11 protein-coding genes and 1 tRNA gene are annotated in these 17,232 nt (G+C 46.8%); 10 read left to right on the top strand and 2 right to left on the bottom strand.

The genetic code is table 11. The features are described from left to right. Window positions 1–3 precede the first annotated feature (3 nt). From H9Q77_RS10180 to H9Q77_RS10165, 4 genes are all read left to right on the top strand, one after another. Window positions 4–1,752 (top strand): ABC transporter ATP-binding protein, encoded by a 1,749-nt coding sequence (locus H9Q77_RS10180; RefSeq protein WP_249325422.1) that lies wholly within the window; start codon window positions 4–6, stop codon window positions 1,750–1,752. Further along, complete coding sequence (locus H9Q77_RS10175; RefSeq protein WP_249325421.1) at window positions 1,752–3,497, top strand: ABC transporter ATP-binding protein; 1,746 nt, start codon at window positions 1,752–1,754, stop codon at window positions 3,495–3,497. The genes H9Q77_RS10180 and H9Q77_RS10175 overlap by 1 nt, the downstream gene beginning before the upstream one ends. An 805-nt stretch (window positions 3,498–4,302) precedes the next feature. Continuing rightward, the gene (locus tag H9Q77_RS10170) at window positions 4,303–5,631 is read left to right on the top strand and encodes a glycoside hydrolase family 3 N-terminal domain-containing protein (RefSeq protein WP_249325419.1); all 1,329 of its coding nucleotides are present in this window, start codon (window positions 4,303–4,305) and stop codon (window positions 5,629–5,631) included. Between the two features lie 345 nt (window positions 5,632–5,976). After that, window positions 5,977–7,455, top strand: coding sequence for an RNA-binding domain-containing protein (locus H9Q77_RS10165; protein WP_249325418.1), 1,479 nt, complete (start codon window positions 5,977–5,979; stop codon window positions 7,453–7,455). A gap of 620 nt (window positions 7,456–8,075) precedes the next feature. Here the strand turns inward: H9Q77_RS10165 and H9Q77_RS10160 are convergent. Together H9Q77_RS10160 and H9Q77_RS10155 are read right to left on the bottom strand one after the other, a co-directional pair. Beyond that, window positions 8,076–8,147 (bottom strand) — tRNA-Gly (locus tag H9Q77_RS10160). 135 nt (window positions 8,148–8,282) lie between these two features. Beyond that, complete coding sequence (locus H9Q77_RS10155) at window positions 8,283–9,350, bottom strand: acyltransferase family protein (RefSeq protein ID WP_249325417.1); 1,068 nt, start codon at window positions 9,348–9,350, stop codon at window positions 8,283–8,285. 170 nt (window positions 9,351–9,520) lie between these two features. Between H9Q77_RS10155 and H9Q77_RS10150 the strand changes: the two genes are divergently transcribed. The 6 genes from H9Q77_RS10150 to H9Q77_RS10125 all read left to right on the top strand — a co-directional run bounded on the left by H9Q77_RS10150 (window position 9,521) and on the right by H9Q77_RS10125 (window position 17,095). Then, complete coding sequence (locus H9Q77_RS10150) at window positions 9,521–11,128, top strand: tetratricopeptide repeat-containing diguanylate cyclase (protein WP_249325415.1); 1,608 nt, start codon at window positions 9,521–9,523, stop codon at window positions 11,126–11,128. A 40-nt stretch (window positions 11,129–11,168) separates the two neighbouring features. Beyond that, a complete protein-coding gene (locus H9Q77_RS10145; protein WP_249325414.1) occupies window positions 11,169–12,929 on the top strand; it encodes an ABC transporter ATP-binding protein in 1,761 nt (586 codons plus the stop codon). Window positions 12,930–12,953: 24 nt separating this feature from the next. Continuing rightward, window positions 12,954–14,555, top strand: a complete 1,602-nt coding sequence (locus H9Q77_RS10140; RefSeq protein WP_118551279.1) for an MBL fold metallo-hydrolase RNA specificity domain-containing protein — start codon at window positions 12,954–12,956, stop codon at window positions 14,553–14,555. 181 nt (window positions 14,556–14,736) lie between these two features. After that, window positions 14,737–15,585 carry a thymidylate synthase gene (thyA, locus tag H9Q77_RS10135; RefSeq protein ID WP_249325413.1) on the top strand — a complete coding sequence of 283 codons (849 nt, stop codon included), beginning with the start codon at window positions 14,737–14,739 and terminating at the stop codon, window positions 15,583–15,585. A gap of 49 nt (window positions 15,586–15,634) precedes the next feature. After that, a complete protein-coding gene (locus H9Q77_RS10130) occupies window positions 15,635–16,129 on the top strand; it encodes a dihydrofolate reductase (RefSeq protein ID WP_249325411.1) in 495 nt (164 codons plus the stop codon). A 12-nt stretch (window positions 16,130–16,141) separates the two neighbouring features. Next, entirely contained in the window at window positions 16,142–17,095 is a 954-nt protein-coding gene (locus H9Q77_RS10125) for a hypothetical protein (protein WP_249325410.1), read from the top strand. The last annotated feature ends 137 nt before the right edge of the window (window positions 17,096–17,232 follow it).

Here is a 17,232-nt window from a genome sequence, read left to right as displayed (position 1 = left end):
TTTATGAAGCGATTAATGATGTACCTAAAGGATTACAAGAAAGAGTCTATCCTGGCACCGTTGTTCAAACTGCTGGAAGCATTTTTTGAACTGTTGGTTCCTCTGGTAATGGCAAATATTATTGACTATGGTATTTCCAACCGGAACATGGGTTATATCGGGGAAATGGGTCTGCTCCTGCTGCTCCTTGGTGTAGTGGGACTGGCTTCGTCCATTACGGCACAGTTTTTCGCAGCCAAGGCGGCAGTGGGATTTTCTACCCAGCTGCGTCAGGCATTGTTTGATCATATTGAGGATCTGAGTTTTACGGATATTGATAAGGCGGGAACTTCCACCATGATCACTCGTATGACCAGTGATGTGAACCAGGTGCAGTCCGGTATCAATATGACCTTACGTCTGTTCTTACGTTCCCCAATCATCGTATTCGGTGCCATGATCATGGCATTTACCATTGATGTGAAATGTGCACTGATCTTCGTGGTGGCAATTCCATTATTGTCCGTTGTGGTATTCGGTATTATTTTATCCACGATTCCCATGTACAAAAAGGTGCAGTCTAAACTGGATCAGGTGTTGGGCATTACCAGAGAGAACCTGACCGGTGTCCGTGTCATCCGCGCGTTCCATCAGGAAGCAAAGGAGGCGGACCGTTTCCGGGAGAATAACGAAGCATTGTCGGCCATGCAGATCTTCGTGGGCAAGATCAGCGCCTGCATGAATCCTGTGACCTATATCATTGTAAACGGAGCCATCATTGCTCTGATCTATACCGGTGCCGTACAGGTCAATATCGGTAACTTAAGCCAGGGTGAGGTGGTAGCGATCATCAACTACATGAACCAGATCCTGGTAGAGCTGGTGAAGCTGGCAAATCTGATCGTGACCATGACCAAGGCGTTGGCATGTGCAGAACGTGTAGCTTCCGTTTTCGATATCGGCGCAGATGCTGCATATGTGGGAGCGCAGGATCAGAAACTGGCGGATAAGGTAGATAAGAGCGCACCTTTCTTAGACTTCAAACATGTATCCCTGACTTATCAGGGAGCCGGAGCACCTACCTTGCAGGATATGAACTTCACCGTAAACCGTGGCGATACCGTAGGTATCATTGGAGGTACCGGTTCCGGTAAGACCTCCCTGGTGAATCTGATCCCCGGTTTCTATCCGGCGACAGAAGGTGAGATCCTGTTGGAAGGCAGAGATATCCGGACCATGAGTGATGAGGAGTTGCGCGGACGTATCGGTGTCGTACCGCAGAAGGCAGTTCTGTTCAAGGGAACGATCCGCAGCAACCTCCAGTGGGGCAAGCCGGATGCTACCGAAGAGGAGATGTGGAAAGCACTGGAACTGGCACAGGCATCGGAAGTGGTAGACGGTAAGCCCGGAAAGTTAGATGCAACTGTGGCACAGAACGGTAAGAACTTCTCCGGTGGACAGAGACAGCGTCTGACGATCGCAAGAGCCTTGGTCAGAAATCCCGAGATCCTGATCCTGGATGACAGTGCCTCCGCACTGGACTATGCAACGGATGCAAAACTCCGTGCAGCAATCCGTACTTTGGAAGATAAGACCACAACCTTTATCGTATCCCAGCGTGCCTCCACCATCCGCCATGCGGACAAGATCATCGTTCTGGATGATGGAGAGATTGCAGGTATGGGAACCCATGATGAGTTGTTAAAGGATTGCACCGTATATCAGGAGATCTATTATTCCCAGTACCCTGAACAGAGAGGAGGTGTTCGGTAATGCAGAAGAAAAATAACAAAGAGACGATGAAGCGGGTATTGAAATATATCCGCAAATATACACCGGCACTGGTACTCTCCCTGTTGTTAGCAGGTCTCACTGTATTACTGACCTTATATATCCCTATCCTCACCGGTAATGCGGTGGATCTGATCATCGGCAAGGGACAGGTAGATATGGCCGGTATCTTTGCCATTATGAAAAAAATTGCCATCGCAATGATCATCACAGCAGTAGGCCAGTGGATCATGAACACCTGCAACAACTATATTACCTACCATGTGATCCGGGATATCCGTACGGATGCTTTTGCGAAGCTGGAGATCCTGCCCTTAAAATACCTGGATGCCCATGCTTACGGTGATATCGTGAGCCGTGTCATTGCGGACGTGGATACTTTCGCGGACGGTCTGCTGATGGGATTTACCCAGTTATTCACCGGGGTACTGACGATCCTGTGTACGCTGGGATTCATGCTGGTGACCAATGTGCCCATCACACTGGTAGTAGTATGTATCACTCCGGTATCTTTCCTGGTGGCAAAATTCATTGCAACCAAGACCTATTCCATGTTCAAGGAGCAGTCCGAGACCAGAGGCGAGCAGACCTCCCTGATTGAGGAAATGATCGACAACCAGAAGATTGTAAATACCTTTTCCAGAGGAGAAGCGGTGAAGAGCAAGTTTGGAGAGATCAACGGCAGATTGCAGAAATGCTCTCTGAAAGCTATCTTTTTCTCCTCCATTACGAATCCGGCGACCCGTTTTGTTAACAGTCTGGTATATGCCGGTGTCGGTGTGTTCGGTGCGCTCGTAGCCATCAAGGGCGGTATCAGCGTAGGTCGTCTGTCCTGCTTTTTAAGCTATGCGAACCAGTACACCAAGCCCTTCAACGAGATCTCCGGCGTGGTAACAGAATTACAGAACGCTTTTGTCTGTGCCGGACGTATCTTCGAACTGATCGACGAGGAACCCCAGGTGCCCGATGCCGCGGATGCAAGAGTATTAGAAGAGGCTCAGGGCAACGTAGATCTGAAGGATGTATATTTCCAGTATGTACCGGAGAAAAAGCTGATCCAGAACTTTAACCTGCAGGTAAAACCCGGTCAGAGAGTTGCTATCGTAGGTCCTACCGGATGCGGTAAGACCACCGTCATCAATCTGCTGATGCGATTCTATGATGTGAACTCCGGCTCCATTAAAGTGGACGGCACCGATATCCGGGACATCACCAGAGGAAGCCTCCGTACCAATTACGGTATGGTATTACAGGAGACCTGGCTGCGTTCCGGCACCATCCGTGACAATATCTGCATGGGTAAGCCGGATGCCACAGAAGAGGAGATCATCCGGGCGGCGAAGGCTTCCCATGCCCACGGCTTCATTAAACGCCTGCCCAAGGGGTATGACACCGTGATCACCGAGGACGGAGGCAGCCTGTCCCAGGGACAGAAACAGCTCTTATGCATTACCAGAGTTATGCTGTGCCTGCCTCCCATGCTGATCCTCGATGAGGCGACCTCCTCCATCGATACCCGTACCGAGATCAAGATCCAGAATGCATTTGCCACGATGATGGAAGGCCGCACCAGCTTTATCGTAGCCCACAGACTCTCCACCATCCAGAGCGCTGATGTCATCCTGGTAATGAAAGACGGCAATATCATCGAACAGGGCAACCATGAAACCCTCCTGGCACAGGGCGGATTCTACGCGAATCTGTACAATAGCCAGTTTGCCGTGTAACGAGCCTGATCAAGACAAGGAAAGAACCGGTTTGGTAGCTTGCTAACCAAACCGGTTCTTTTTTTGGCTTGTTACGGCGACAGCCGTCATCCGTAAGGATTCCCAAAGGGAATCCTTACGGATGGCATGGCTCGTTACACGATCTCGGCAGCGGCGCGCCCTTTGCCCTTTTCTTTTCTAAAAAAGACAGAAAATATGTCGAAAAATATCAAAAAATGTAAAAATATACCAACACAATAAAAATATTGAAAATAAATTAAAATATTTCGAGAAATGTGTTGACAAATGCACAACCTTGTATTATATTAAACTTAACAAAAGAGAAACGGAACAGTCCAACAAAGAAGGTTGGGAGAGAAGTACAAAAGAATCTATAGAAAGAGAGGTATAGTCCACCTAACAAGTAAAGTCCTACCACAGTCTTCCATGATGTACAACTGAATAGAACTACCAAAGAGAACCAATTTATATAGAGAACATCAAGTACACAGAAGAAAAAGTAATGAACAACAGAAGATAAGAATTATCTCACATTACAGTACATACGTACAAAAGAAAAGTGGAAAGAGAACAAAAGACAAAATGGAAGATCAAATTTAAGAAAGAGAGGGCAAGCCATTGGAGCCTGTAGTCTGAGAGGGCGTACTGATTGAAAGAATGATCGGTACGCTCTCTTATTGTTGTACAACTATTCAGATTGAACAACTATTCAGAGCCTCATTCGCAAAATATATTTTTTTCCAGTGGAAAAACCTACCGATATCATGTACAATAGGAAAGTAGTACAGATAGAGGAGTTATGAAAATGGATACAAACGAACAGAGACAGGAAAGTCAGCAGAACAGACGGGAAGAAAGACATAAGAGACGGCGGAGAAGCCAGATCATTGCATATACAGTCGTAGGAATCATGATTCTGGTGCTGGCAGCGGGAATTGCTTTTGCTGTAAGCAAGATCACCGGCATGAGCCGTGATCAGCAGGAACAGCAGAATAAGCTGGATGATATTATAGCTTCCGAGGAGACCATCACGGCACCTACTACGGAACCGGTGGAGACCGTACCGGAACTGACAAATGAACAGAAGCTGGATAAGATCATAGATGAAGCCATCATTCAGAACCTGCCCCTGGAGGACAAGGTAGCAGGATTATTTATCACCACGCCGGAATCCATCACCGGTGTATCTGCAGCAGTGCAGGCAGGAGACGGAACCAAGGATGCATTATCCAAATATCCGGTAGGCGGTATCGTCTATGCGGCGAAAAATATTCAGTCCGCAGACCAATTAAAGCAAATGATCGACAATACGAAGCTGTATACCAGCTATCCACTGTTTATTGCGATCGACGGAGAAGGATCCGGAACCGACGCTGTGGCAGCGGCAGGCCTTGGAACGAAGACCGATTCCCCGGAGACCATCGGCGCATCCGGAGATGCCAACAACGCCTATACTGCCGGAACCACAGTGGGCAGTTACCTGGCAGAGCTTGGTTTCAATCTTGATTTTGCCCCTGCGGCAGATCTGAAAGTAGTGGATGGAAATGCGGCAGGCAGCAGCTCCTACGGCACGGATGCGGCAACGGTAGCATCTTTTGTGACCGGCATGCAGACAGGATTGCAGGAACAGAAAGTAACAGCTGCTATCGGACATTTTCCCGGTATCGGCAGTACGACCCAGAGCACGAAGAATGGCATGGCTTCTACGGACAGAAGTGCGGAAGATTTCAGAGCCAATGAATTTGCAGTATTCCAGAGCTGTATTGATTCCGGTGAGACCAAAATGATCACCGTCAGCAATATGGCAGCACCTTCCCTGACAGGAGACAATACTCCTTGCTCCCTGTCCGGTGCGGTGGTAACGGATATTTTACGAAATGAACTGAATTTCCGTGGTGTGATCGTATCCGGTGCCATGAACCAGGCGGCAATCACGAACTATTACGGAGCCGATGAGGCAGCAGTACTGGCACTGCGTGCAGGGTGCGACATGATCTATGCGCCGGAGAACTTCGAGACCGCATACAACGGAGTACTGGAGGCAGTCCAGAACGGAACCATCTCCGAGGAACGAGTGAACGATTCCCTGCGCAGGATTTACCGCATCAAATATGCGGATAAAATCGAGCAATAGACCAATAATAAGTAAGAAGACGGTTGCAAGAAAGTGCAGTCGTCTTTTTGCTTGTATCGTATGCACCATGAAAACGGAAATGAGGGTCTGAACAATCGCGGACTGGAGCGGAGCGTAGACATCGAAATATACCATCGTCTGCAAACCCAGTAAATACAAGGAGAAAAGCACCCCACCTACCAAGTGTCTACAGCCTGTCTACAACGCATTCTAATATTTCTGTATCTTTATTAATCCCATGGTAAATTTTATTGTTTTTTGTTATAATATCCTAAATTGAGGAACGTTGTAACAGATTATTTAATTGTGCAGACCGTCTGCACAATTAGGAAGGAGGTTTGTCGATTGAAAGAAGATGTTTTAGAAGAATTAAACCTTAACGAAGATCATGAGCTTGAGTGCAAGTTGGCAACAGGTGGACTTCCAGAGAGCATATGGGAGACGTATTCTTCATTTGCCAATACCAATGGTGGCACGATTCTTTTGGGAATAAAAGAACATAGAGATTCATTTACTGTGGAAGGTTTGACAGAAAAGCAGATTATTAAGTATCAGAAGGATTTCTGGAGCACATTGAATGATAGAAACAAGGTGTCAAAGAATATTCTGTTGAATCATCATGTTAACCCTGTTCCTGTTGGAGATAAGCAGATTCTTAGAATTGATGTTCCTGCGGCAGATAGACATGATAAGCCGGTTTATATCGGAACAGATCCGATGAAGGGCACATATAAGAGAGATTATGAGGGCGATTTTCTTTGCACAGAAGAAGCAGTAAGAGCAATGTTTGCAGATCAAAGAGATGTGTCTGGAGATATTGAAGTGATTGATGAGATGGGACTGGATGTACTGAATCAGGATACGATTAAAGGGTATCGTATTATATTTGAGCAACTTCACAGCGGACATCCTTGGAATGCATTGGAAAATGATGAATTTCTGATGAAATTAAGAGCTGTAGCAAAGAATAAAAATGGCACTTTATCACCTACGATTGCAGGACTTTTGTTCTTTGGCGAGGCGTATCACATTACGGAAGTTTTTCCAAATTATTTTTTGGATTACAGAGAAGAATGTGATGATAAAGCAGTACGCTGGTTATTCCGCACTCACTCTAATGAAGGTGATTGGAGTGGAAATATATATGATTTCTTTTGCAAGGTGCGTACACGAATGGATGATGAGATAGCAGTTCCATTTGCAAACCGCAGAGATGGTTATCGAGTAGACAGAGTAGATGTTCATGATGCCTTAGAGGAAGCTTTGGCAAATGCTCTTGCACACGCGAATTATTATGGCAGGCGGGGAATTCTTGTGGTCAAAAAAGGCAAGGAACTTACCATATCAAATCCGGGTACAATCAGAGTGACCAAAGAAGAGTTTTATGCTGGAGGTAATAGTGATCCAAGAAACCCGAATATTCTCAAGATGTTTGGGTTCGTCAATGTCGGTGAGCGTGCCGGAAGCGGTGTTGACAAGATTCTGACTGCATGGAAAGAGCAGAACTGGAAGGAGCCGGAGTTTGATTTTTCAGAGCGTTTAGATAGAGTGACATTAAAGCTTGAAGTCGGACAGGTTGTATACATTCCGGGTGCTGTTGATATCAGAAATGAAAATACAGACCAAGCGGTACCAAAGTCAATGCTGAAAGAAGAAAAGATATTGGATTATATCAGACAGAATGGAAGTATTAATTCACAAGAGGCAGCAGATATTGGCGGTTATAAATCTAAGACTGGAGCACGAAAATTACTTGATAAGATGATTGCAAATGGTTTGATTAGGAAGGCAGGCAAAGGACCAGCTACTAAATATATTATTTAGAAAGCACATAGTTGATTATCCGACACTTTATCGAATACTATTGAACACTTTTTCTGTTTATCGGATACAAAGTGTTCGATAAGTGACCGGTAGTATCCGATAAGTGTTCGTTAGTGTCCGATTAGTGACCATCTATCGGACATTTGTAATCACTCAAATGGTTCTTTCCAAACTTAGTTGATTATAAAGAGAATTGCTTTACAAAACATAATGAACTTAGTTTTTTTCTAAGAGTTTACTTTTATTTCAACTAGCCTTGGAAAGAACCGCTCCATAACGAGTACCTTGACAACCATAGGCCGCTTTTGCGGCCAGCAGTAAATTTATTTTCGGATGTTCTTCGGCAGCTTTGGTGACCAGGGAAGCAACAGAGGAGATACAGAATTTATTAGAAAAAGCGTTGTAGAATCAGCTGTCTACAACTTCATGCAGACACAAAAATAGCGGAAACCCCGTAAAATCAAGGCTTCCGCTACAAATAAAAGAAGCGCGAGACGGCGCACGAGGTCCGGGGGACCTCGGACTGCGCGGACCGGAGCGGAGCGTAGATATCGAACTTTCGAGCCCTGCCAGGGCTCGAAAAAAAGAACGATACCGATTTGGTATCGTTCTTTTTTCCAAGCGCGAGACGGGGATCGAACCCGCGACCCCCTCCTTGGCAAGGAGGTGCTCCACCGCTGAGCCACTCGCGCATGTCTTACAGACAAGTTATAATATACTATAGGACGTTCTAAATGTCAACAGAAAAAGTGTGCATCTTTTTGGATAATTGCATATACAATTTACAAAATAGTCAAATGACTAAATCGGTGCTATAAGGGAAATGCTTAGTGCAGCAGTTTCTTCCGCAGCCATCCGGAGAATTTTTGCTCCACAACGATCCAGGACAGGTAAGCCAACCCGATACTCAGCGCCACACTTAAGATCACTCCGATGACAGACATTACAGAGAGGGTGGAGAAGTCGAACACCGCCCGGTCTAAGAACATTACCGGATAGTAATGCACCAGATACAGGGAATAACTGATATTTCCCATAAGGATGAAAAAGCGGGGCAGAGAGAGCTTCCGTCCGGCCAGAAAAGCTAAAACCAACAGTACAAATGCCGGAAGTCCCCACAGCGGAAGCCTGCGGAAACCGATCACATTGATCCTGGGGGTGAAAAATGCCAACAGACAAAAAATCACCGGAATGCCTACCGCAGACAGCACACTTACAGCCATAGGAAACGGATGCTCCAAATGCCTGTGATATAAAAAACGCAGCAGATAATAGGCGAGGATTCCGAAAATGAATTCCAGCATGACAGGATCGCCGTAAAAAATAAGAACAGGAGAAAGTAACCTGCCTATCGGAGACTGCCAGGAGGAAATCAATGGAGCGAATATCTGGACTGCCCCTACCAGAACTGTCAGGAATGCACTGCAGATCAGACCACGATATTTCATGCTGATATGAAAGGCAATGAAAAATAACAGATAGAACAGCATTTCACAGTTGATAGTCCATCCGATCCGCACCAGAGGCTGGATAATTCCACCACTGATCTCAAAAGGAATAAACAGCAGGCTCTTGACCAGGTAGGAAAGATTGTGTCTAGTCTGCTGGAACATGGACGGGAAGAAAAGCAGCATTGCGTAAGTGCCGAACGTCATCAGATAATACAGCGGCAGAATCCGGATCAGACGTTTCCGGAAGAAATATTTTGTACTTTTTTCCGTGGTGAACATGATCATAAACCCACTGATGCAGAAAAATATGTCTACTCCGAAGGCACCAAAATTTAAGAAACGGACATGCTGAAACACCACAAAAAGAGCCGCCAGACCGCGTAAAGCCTGGATGCTGTCAAAATGCAGATCTTGAAATCTCTTGTTTATTGCGATATTTTCCATAAAAATAATACCTTTTTCCTGCTTATTTCCGACACATATTCTCATTCTAACATTTTTTTAAAAAATAGGGAAACATTTTATCTATTCCGTAAAATAACTTGCGCACCGGTGTATAAAATAATACAATGATAAGGAGTAAAGCATTGGGGAATTGACAGGATGGAACAAATATGAGTGTAGACAGACAGCAGATGTTAGAGACAGCAGAACGGTTAAACCAACAGATGGCAGATGGGATCCCTTATACTTGGGAGACACTGGAACAGGCATTGTCCTTTGTGACGGAGAAGAGGGATAGGGGAATCCATGGAAGGATCTGTTATTTCGCAGCATTTTATCATCTGGATACAGGGAATCAGGAACAGTGTCTGAAGTATCTGGACGAAAGTGTGAGATGCCTGCTGGGAACGGATCAGGAGATTCACGTAGCCAGGGCCTATAATATGATCGGTATCGTGGCACATATGCAGAACAATCTGTCTCTGGCCATGGAACAGTATGGCAGGGCATTGGATTATACAGCGAAATACAATGATAAGATGGTACATAGTATAGTATTAAGTAATATGGCGGATGCATATTATCTTATCGGAGTCTATGACAGAGCCGTGCAATGTTATAGGGAATGCATCCGTGAATTTGAAAAAGCAGGTGATGACAGCATTTACAGCCGGATCAATTTCCGGAAAATGCTGTCAGAGTATGGCTGTTGTCTTCTGCATCTGGATATGGATCAGGAGGCAATGGAGGTATACCGCAAACTGGAAGAAACCGGAAAAAGCGAAGAGATCATTCGGGAAACGAGACTTGCGGCGAATGTGTTTTTCACGTATCTGGCAGAAAGTGAAGGACACCGGGAAAAAGCGGCAGACCATGTAAGACAGGCTGTGATGGCATTGGAAGATATGCGTCAGGTATCTTCCGAATATGACAGTATTCAGAATCTTCTCCAATACGTGGAAAAGACCGGTAATATAGAATTGCTGCAGGAGATATTGGATTGTCTGGAGCCTAAGGCGGCGATCGAACAGAATAGGAGCCTGTTGCTACAGCTTTTAATGTTGCGGCTGCGTTATTGCAGTGCACAGATGTCTATAGAGGAATTCCGTCAGGCTACAGAGACTTTTTTCCACATCAAGGAAAGCAACGAAATGATCGAGAGCAATCAGGTTATGTATATGCTGGAGCTTCGTAAGCGCCTGCAGGCGGTGGAAGAGGAGCAGCGGGAGCAGACGAAGAAGAGAAACAAATTATTGTATCAGTCAGAGCATGACGAATTGACAGGACTGTACAACAAGAGAAGTCTGAACCGTTATCTAGAGGATGTCTTTGAAGCCTGCAAATTAAATGAGAAAGAACTGGGAATTCTATTTTTGGATATTGACTATTTTAAACAACTAAACGACCGGTACGGGCATGGAAAAGGGGATGAAGGAATCTGTGCAGTGGCAGATACGTTGAAAAGAATATTTCCGGAGGACTATGTGGCGCGTTACGGTGGGGATGAATTCCTCGTAGTGATGACAGGGCGTGATCTGACCTATGCAATGGAACATGCGGAATCGTTGTGTGCCGGTATCCGGGAATACAAAATTCCCAATGAAGATTCCGAATTGGAACCGTGGCTTACGATTTCTGTAGGTGGTGTCTGTGCTATTCCGAAGGAACCAAACCGAGTGTGGGATTTCCTGTCTGCAGCGGACAATACATTGTATGAACAGAAGAAAGAACAAAAAGGGAAAGTTCGTTTTTATCAGGGAGAGGGAAAATATTTATAAGAAACATTTATAGAAATGATCAAAAAGGAATTTAATAGCAATGGAGAATAAACAATACACGACCCGCGAACTGTTTCGCAGATTTGCACCTTATTTTAAAAAATATCGTTTTACCCTGTGCATGGATCTGTTCTGTGCGGCACTGACTACGGTCTGTGAACTGGTACTGCCACTGATCATGCGCTATATTACCAATGAGGGGCTGCGGGATCTGGCTGCCCTGTCGGTGAAGACCATATTTACGCTTGGCATTTTGTATTTCGGACTTCGTATCGTGGACTGCATCGCCGGCTACTATATGTCCGATATGGGACACGTCATGGGAGCGAAGATCGAGACGGACATGCGCAGAGATGCGTACAATCATTTGCAGAAGCTGTCCAATACCTACTATAACAATACCAAGGTCGGTCAGATCATGGGGCGGATCACCAATGACTTATTCGATGTGACAGAATTCGCCCATCATTGCCCGGAGGAATTTTTCATCGCCGGGATCAAGACGGTGATCTCTTTTGTCATTCTGGCAAATATCAATCTGCCGCTGACTTTGATGATCTTTTTATGTGTACCGCTTATGTGCGGCGTGTGCATGATCCTGAATTTCCGGATGCGGAGCGCTTTCCGTAAGCAGCGCAATCAGATCGGCGAACTGAATGCCAGGATCGAGGACAGCCTCTTAGGACATAAGGTCGTTAAGGCATTTACCAATGAAGAAGTGGAGAATGAAAAGTTCGAGAAGGACAACGGTACCTTTCTGGATATTAAGAAGCTGACCTACCGCTACATGGCAGCATTTAATACCACAGTCAAGCTGTTCGACGGACTGATGTATCTGGTAGTCCTGGTGGCAGGCGGTATCTTCATGGTAAGAGGTAAGATAGCCGCAGGTGATCTGGTGGCATATATGCTGTATGTGTCCACACTGATCGCAACGATCCGTCGTATCATCGAATTCGCCGAGCAGTTCCAGAGGGGTATGACCGGCATCGAGCGTTTTCTACAGATCGTGGATGCGGATATCGAGATCTTTGACGAACCGGATGCGGTCGAACTGAAAGATCCGAAGGGAGAGATCTCTTTTGAAAAAGTAAGCTTTGAATATCCGGATGATCACAATAAGGTATTTACGAATCTGAACCTGCAGATCCATGCGGGGGAAAAGGTGGCAATCGTCGGACCCTCCGGTGGAGGAAAGACGACACTGTGCAATCTGATCCCCAGATTCTATGATGTCTCGGAAGGAAAGATCCTGCTGGACGGCCAGGATATCAAGCATTTTACGTTAAAGAGCCTGCGGGGCAATATTGGTATCGTGCAGCAGGATGTATATCTGTTCTCCGGTACGATTTATGAAAATATCTCCTATGGACGTCCGGGAGCTTCCAAAGAAGACGTGATCGAGGCGGCAAAACGCGCCGGAGCACATGATTTTATCATGGAACTGAAGGACGGCTATGATACTTATGTGGGAGAGCGGGGCGTGAAGCTGTCCGGTGGACAGAAGCAGCGGATCAGCATCGCCAGAGTATTTCTGAAGAATCCGCCCATTATCATACTGGATGAGGCTACTTCCGCACTGGATAATGAGAGTGAATTTGCGGTGGCGAAGTCCTTAGGAGAGCTGTCGGAGGGACGCACGACCCTGACCATAGCCCACAGACTATCCAGTATCCGCAATTCGGACCGGATCCTGGTGCTGACGGACGATGGTATCGTGGAGGAAGGCGATCACGACCAGCTCATGGAGCAGAAGGGAATTTATTATCAGTTCTATGAAACAGCCAATGCTTTGAAATAACATTACAAAAACGGAGGTAGAGCTATGAAACTTGTGTTTGTGGGGGCAGACCATGAAGTAACCGGAAGCTGTCATTATCTGGAGGTTGCCGGGAAACATATTTTAGTGGACTACGGTATGGAGCAGGGTGTCAATGTATTTGAAAATGTGCCGCTGCCGGTGGCGGAATCCATGATCGATTATGTATTCCTGACTCATGCTCATGTGGATCATTCGGGTCTTCTGCCGCTTCTGTATGCCAGAGGCTTCAGAGGCCAGATCTATACCACGGATGCTACGGCGGATCTGTGTAGCATTATGCTGCGTGACTGTGCACATATCCAGAGTGCCGAAGCGGAATGGAAGAATCGTAAGGCAAAACGTTCTGCGAATAATGCAGTGGTGGAGCCGCTGTATACCATGGAGGATGCAGATGGTGTGATCCGCCGGTTCGTTCCCTGCCATTACAATACGATCGTGGAAGTATGCGAGGGAGTAAAAATCCGTTTTACGGATATCGGACATCTGCTGGGCTCTGCCAGCATCGAAGTCTGGCTGACGGAGGACGGCAATACGAAAAAAATCGTATTTTCCGGCGATATCGGCAACAAGCACCAGCCGTTACTTAAGGATCCGACACCTACGAAGGAAGCGGATTATGTCGTGATGGAGTCTACCTACGGTGACAGACTGCATCCGAAGGATAAGCTGGATTATGTGGCAGAACTGACCAAGGTGCTGCAGGAGACCTTAGACCGGGGCGGTAACGTGGTGATCCCGTCTTTTGCTGTGGGCCGTACCCAGGAGATTTTGTATTTCCTGCGGAAGATCAAGGTAGGGCGCCTGGTAAAGGGGCATGAAGATTTCCCGGTGTATGTGGACAGTCCCATGGCGGTAGAGGCTACCGGTATATTCCAGGAGAACAGGTGGGAATGCTTCGATGATGAGGCGATGGAATTCGTAAAAGAGGGCATTAATCCCATTGCTTTTTCAGGATTAAAGCTGTCTATCACCAGTGAGGAATCCAAAGCCATCAACTTTGACGAGACACCTAAGGTCATTATCTCCGCATCCGGTATGTGTGATGCAGGACGTATCCGGCATCATCTGAAGCATAATCTGTGGAGACCGGAGTGTACGATCCTGTTCGTCGGTTATCAATCGGTGGGAACACTGGGCCGGGCACTGGTAGAGGGTGCTGACGAGGTGAAGTTGTTCGGTGAGACGGTTTCAGTGCGCGCCGAGATCCGGAAAATGACGGGACTGAGCGGTCATGCGGATAAGGAAGGTCTGATCGACTGGATCCAGGCCTTTGAAGAAAAGCCGAAGAAGGTGTTCGTGGTACATGGAGAGGACAGTGTATGTACCGGATTTGCCGAATGCCTGAAGATGGAGTATGGGCAGAGAGCCTATGCTCCTTACAGCGGTACAGAGTTCGATCTTACAGGCAATAAGTTCACCTATGAGGCAGCACCTGTTGCCGTGCAGAAAAAGACGAAGCCTGCTACCGGAGTCTTCGAACGACTGCTTGCTTCTGCGAGACGCTTACTGGCACTGGTTACGAAGAGCGAGGGTGTCATGACCAACAAGGATATGGCGAAGTTCGCGGACCAGATCAATTCCCTGTGCGACAAGTGGGAAATATAAACTTTCCCATAGAAGGCATGAAGGCCTGCTTGCAGGCAAGACGTGCCTTCTATGAGGAAAGTAAACAACCCTGAGTAAGTAGGGCGATAGCCCGGATTACGAAGGGGTGTACGGTTTCGAGAGTGCGAAGCGCGGAGAAACCGTTTATATTTAAGAGAGAACGATATAATAAGGAGACAACATGAGTTTAGCGGATCATATTTTTATCGATATGTGCAATGACATTTTAACGAACGGTACCAGTACGGAGGGCGAGAAAGTGCGCCCCCACTGGCCGGACGGCACTCCTGCCTATACCATTAAGAAATTCGGAGTGGTGAACCGGTACGACCTGTCGAAGGAGTTCCCAATCCTGACCTTGCGCCGGACGGCATTAAAATCCGCCACAGATGAGATGCTGTGGATCTGGCAGCGCAAGTCCAACAACATTCATGATTTGAACAGCCACGTCTGGGATGAGTGGGCAGATGAAAACGGCTCGATCGGTAAGGCATACGGCTATCAGATGCAGGTGAAGCATCAGTATAAGGAAGGCATGATGGATCAGGTGGACCGCGTGATCTACGATCTGAAGAACAATCCCTTCAGCCGCCGGATCATGACCAATATCTATGTGCATCAGGATCTGCACGAGATGAATCTGTATCCCTGTGCATATAGTATGACCTTTAACGTGACGCAGAAAAAGGGAGAGGACAGGCTGACCCTGAATGCCATTTTAAACCAGCGCTCCCAGGACGTATTGGCAGCCAACAACTGGAATGTGGTACAGTATGCGGTGTTGGTATATATGTTGGCACAGGTCTGCGATATGAACGTGGGCGAGCTGGTGCATGTCATTGCGGATGCCCATATCTATGACCGCCATGTGGATGCCATTAAGGAACTCATCTGTAGAGAGCCTTTCCCGGCACCGAAGTTCTGGCTGAACCCGGAGATCAAGGACTTCTATCAGTTCACGCCGGATGATGTGAAGCTGGAAGGTTATCAGACCGGCGAACAGATCAAAGACATTCCCATAGCAATCTGATTTCGAGAGTGCAAGGCACGAAGAAATCGATTATTCTAAGGAGGACAATATGAATTTAATCGTAGCAGTAGACAGTAACTGGGCGATCGGCAGCAAGAATGAACTGCTGATCCGCATCCCCAACGATCACAAGCATTTCCGCGAAGAGACGACAGGTAAGGTAGTGGTTCTGGGACGCAAGACTTTGGAGACTTTCCCGCAGGGCATGCCTTTAAAGAACCGCATCAACATTATTTTGTCCAAAGATCCGAATTATCAGGTCAAGGATGCGATCGTGGTACACTCTATTGAAGAATTGCTGGAAGAACTGAAGAAATATGACGAAGAGAATATCTATATCATCGGCGGAGAGAGTATTTACCGCCAGATGCTGCCTTACTGTGACGTGGCCCATGTGACGAAGATCGATCATGCCTACGAGGCGGATGCCTATTTCCCGGATCTGGACAGTGATCCTGAGTGGGAGATTACCGCAGACAGTGACGAGCAGGTCTATTTTGACATTACCTATCAGTTCTTAAAGTACGAGCGCAAGAAAGCCTGAGTGCGGAAAACGATGAAAAAGAAGATATATTTGGCAGTTACGGTTTTACTGCTTACTCTGGCAGGAATATATGTGGCAGCCAGAATGATTCTGTGGGGTGGTCCCGTAAGTTTTCGCAGTTATGTGTTGTTACTGGGGGATCTGCTGTGTCTGCTGCTTCTCCTGTTTTATGTATATCTGAGAGTACCCATCAGGCTGCACCGGAAAATACGGGACAAGTGGGGAACTCCCGGGAAATGGGAGTGGCTGGAGGATATCGGCATTGCTTTGTGGGCAGTGCTGTGCCTGATCGTCACGTTTGCCGGAATTGCCTGGATTTGGTTTGAAAATGACATCCCTTCGGAGACGCGGCTCACAGAGAATCTGATCAGTGTGGAAGAGATGGAGTTCCCGGACAGGCACTGGTATTCCTACTGGCGTCCAGAGGGCGTGCTGTTTCGGAGAGAGACGGAGCTTGCCGGTGAGGATTACATTACTTATCTGACGGAATTGATGGACAAGGAAGAAAATACCCACCCGGAGGATGCAGAAACGGTAGCAAAGCAGGCGATGGAAGAACAGTGGCTTGCGGAATACTATGCGTCGGAGACGGAAACCGCGGAAGATGTACAGGATCCCTTAGAGCCTTACGCACAGGCAGTATATGATGCTGTGCTGCAACAACAGGGCTTTTCCTTCGAAGTCTGCTACAATGCCAAAGGCAATTTCTATCTGCAGCTGGGAGAACAGGAGCAGGCGGGAAAGACCTATGCATACACGCTGGTCTACAATCGTACCTCGCAGAACGGAAAATGTGAGATTTTCGTGCTGTACCGGAATCCGGAAGAGAATCTGTCCACAGAGGTAGCACAGATCGTGGAGTTTTATGCGGTCCGCAGTGAAGATCTGCAGGTCATTGCGGGGGATAAGACCGGATGGTCAGTGGTAGCGAACAGTGCATATCAGGAAGCTACCGGAGAAAAATAATTGTAGTGAATTTAATTTGAGTTTTCAGCTAAAAGGAGAAATGAGCCACATTTTCGCTGAAAAAAGCACTGGAAAGCATAAATGTGTATATTGACTTTTATTACAAATGGTATAATAATGAAAATCAATAAATTCTG

The organism is Simiaoa sunii, assembly GCF_014337175.1.
GTDB classification, from domain to species: Bacteria; Bacillota; Clostridia; order Lachnospirales; family Lachnospiraceae; genus Acetatifactor; species Acetatifactor intestinalis.
The sequence above is the reverse complement of the archived record's forward strand: the minus strand, read 5'-3'. Positions and strand labels throughout refer to the sequence as shown.

Excerpts from the sequence above, each read along its gene's own strand:
- H9Q77_RS10150 (WP_249325415.1), top strand. The coding sequence starts at position 9,521 with ATGAGTGTAGACAGACAGCAGATGTTAGAGACAGCAGAACGGTTAAAC.
- H9Q77_RS10155 (WP_249325417.1), bottom strand. The coding sequence starts at position 9,350 with ATGGAAAATATCGCAATAAACAAGAGATTTCAAGATCTGCATTTTGAC.
- H9Q77_RS10145 (WP_249325414.1), top strand. The coding sequence starts at position 11,169 with ATGGAGAATAAACAATACACGACCCGCGAACTGTTTCGCAGATTTGCA.
- H9Q77_RS10125 (WP_249325410.1), top strand. The coding sequence starts at position 16,142 with ATGAAAAAGAAGATATATTTGGCAGTTACGGTTTTACTGCTTACTCTG.
- H9Q77_RS10130 (WP_249325411.1), top strand. The coding sequence starts at position 15,635 with ATGAATTTAATCGTAGCAGTAGACAGTAACTGGGCGATCGGCAGCAAG.
- H9Q77_RS10170 (WP_249325419.1), top strand. The coding sequence starts at position 4,303 with ATGGATACAAACGAACAGAGACAGGAAAGTCAGCAGAACAGACGGGAA.
- H9Q77_RS10140 (WP_118551279.1), top strand. The coding sequence starts at position 12,954 with ATGAAACTTGTGTTTGTGGGGGCAGACCATGAAGTAACCGGAAGCTGT.
- H9Q77_RS10175 (WP_249325421.1), top strand. The coding sequence starts at position 1,752 with ATGCAGAAGAAAAATAACAAAGAGACGATGAAGCGGGTATTGAAATAT.
- thyA (WP_249325413.1), top strand. The coding sequence starts at position 14,737 with ATGAGTTTAGCGGATCATATTTTTATCGATATGTGCAATGACATTTTA.
- H9Q77_RS10180 (WP_249325422.1), top strand. The coding sequence starts at position 4 with ATGAAGCGATTAATGATGTACCTAAAGGATTACAAGAAAGAGTCTATC.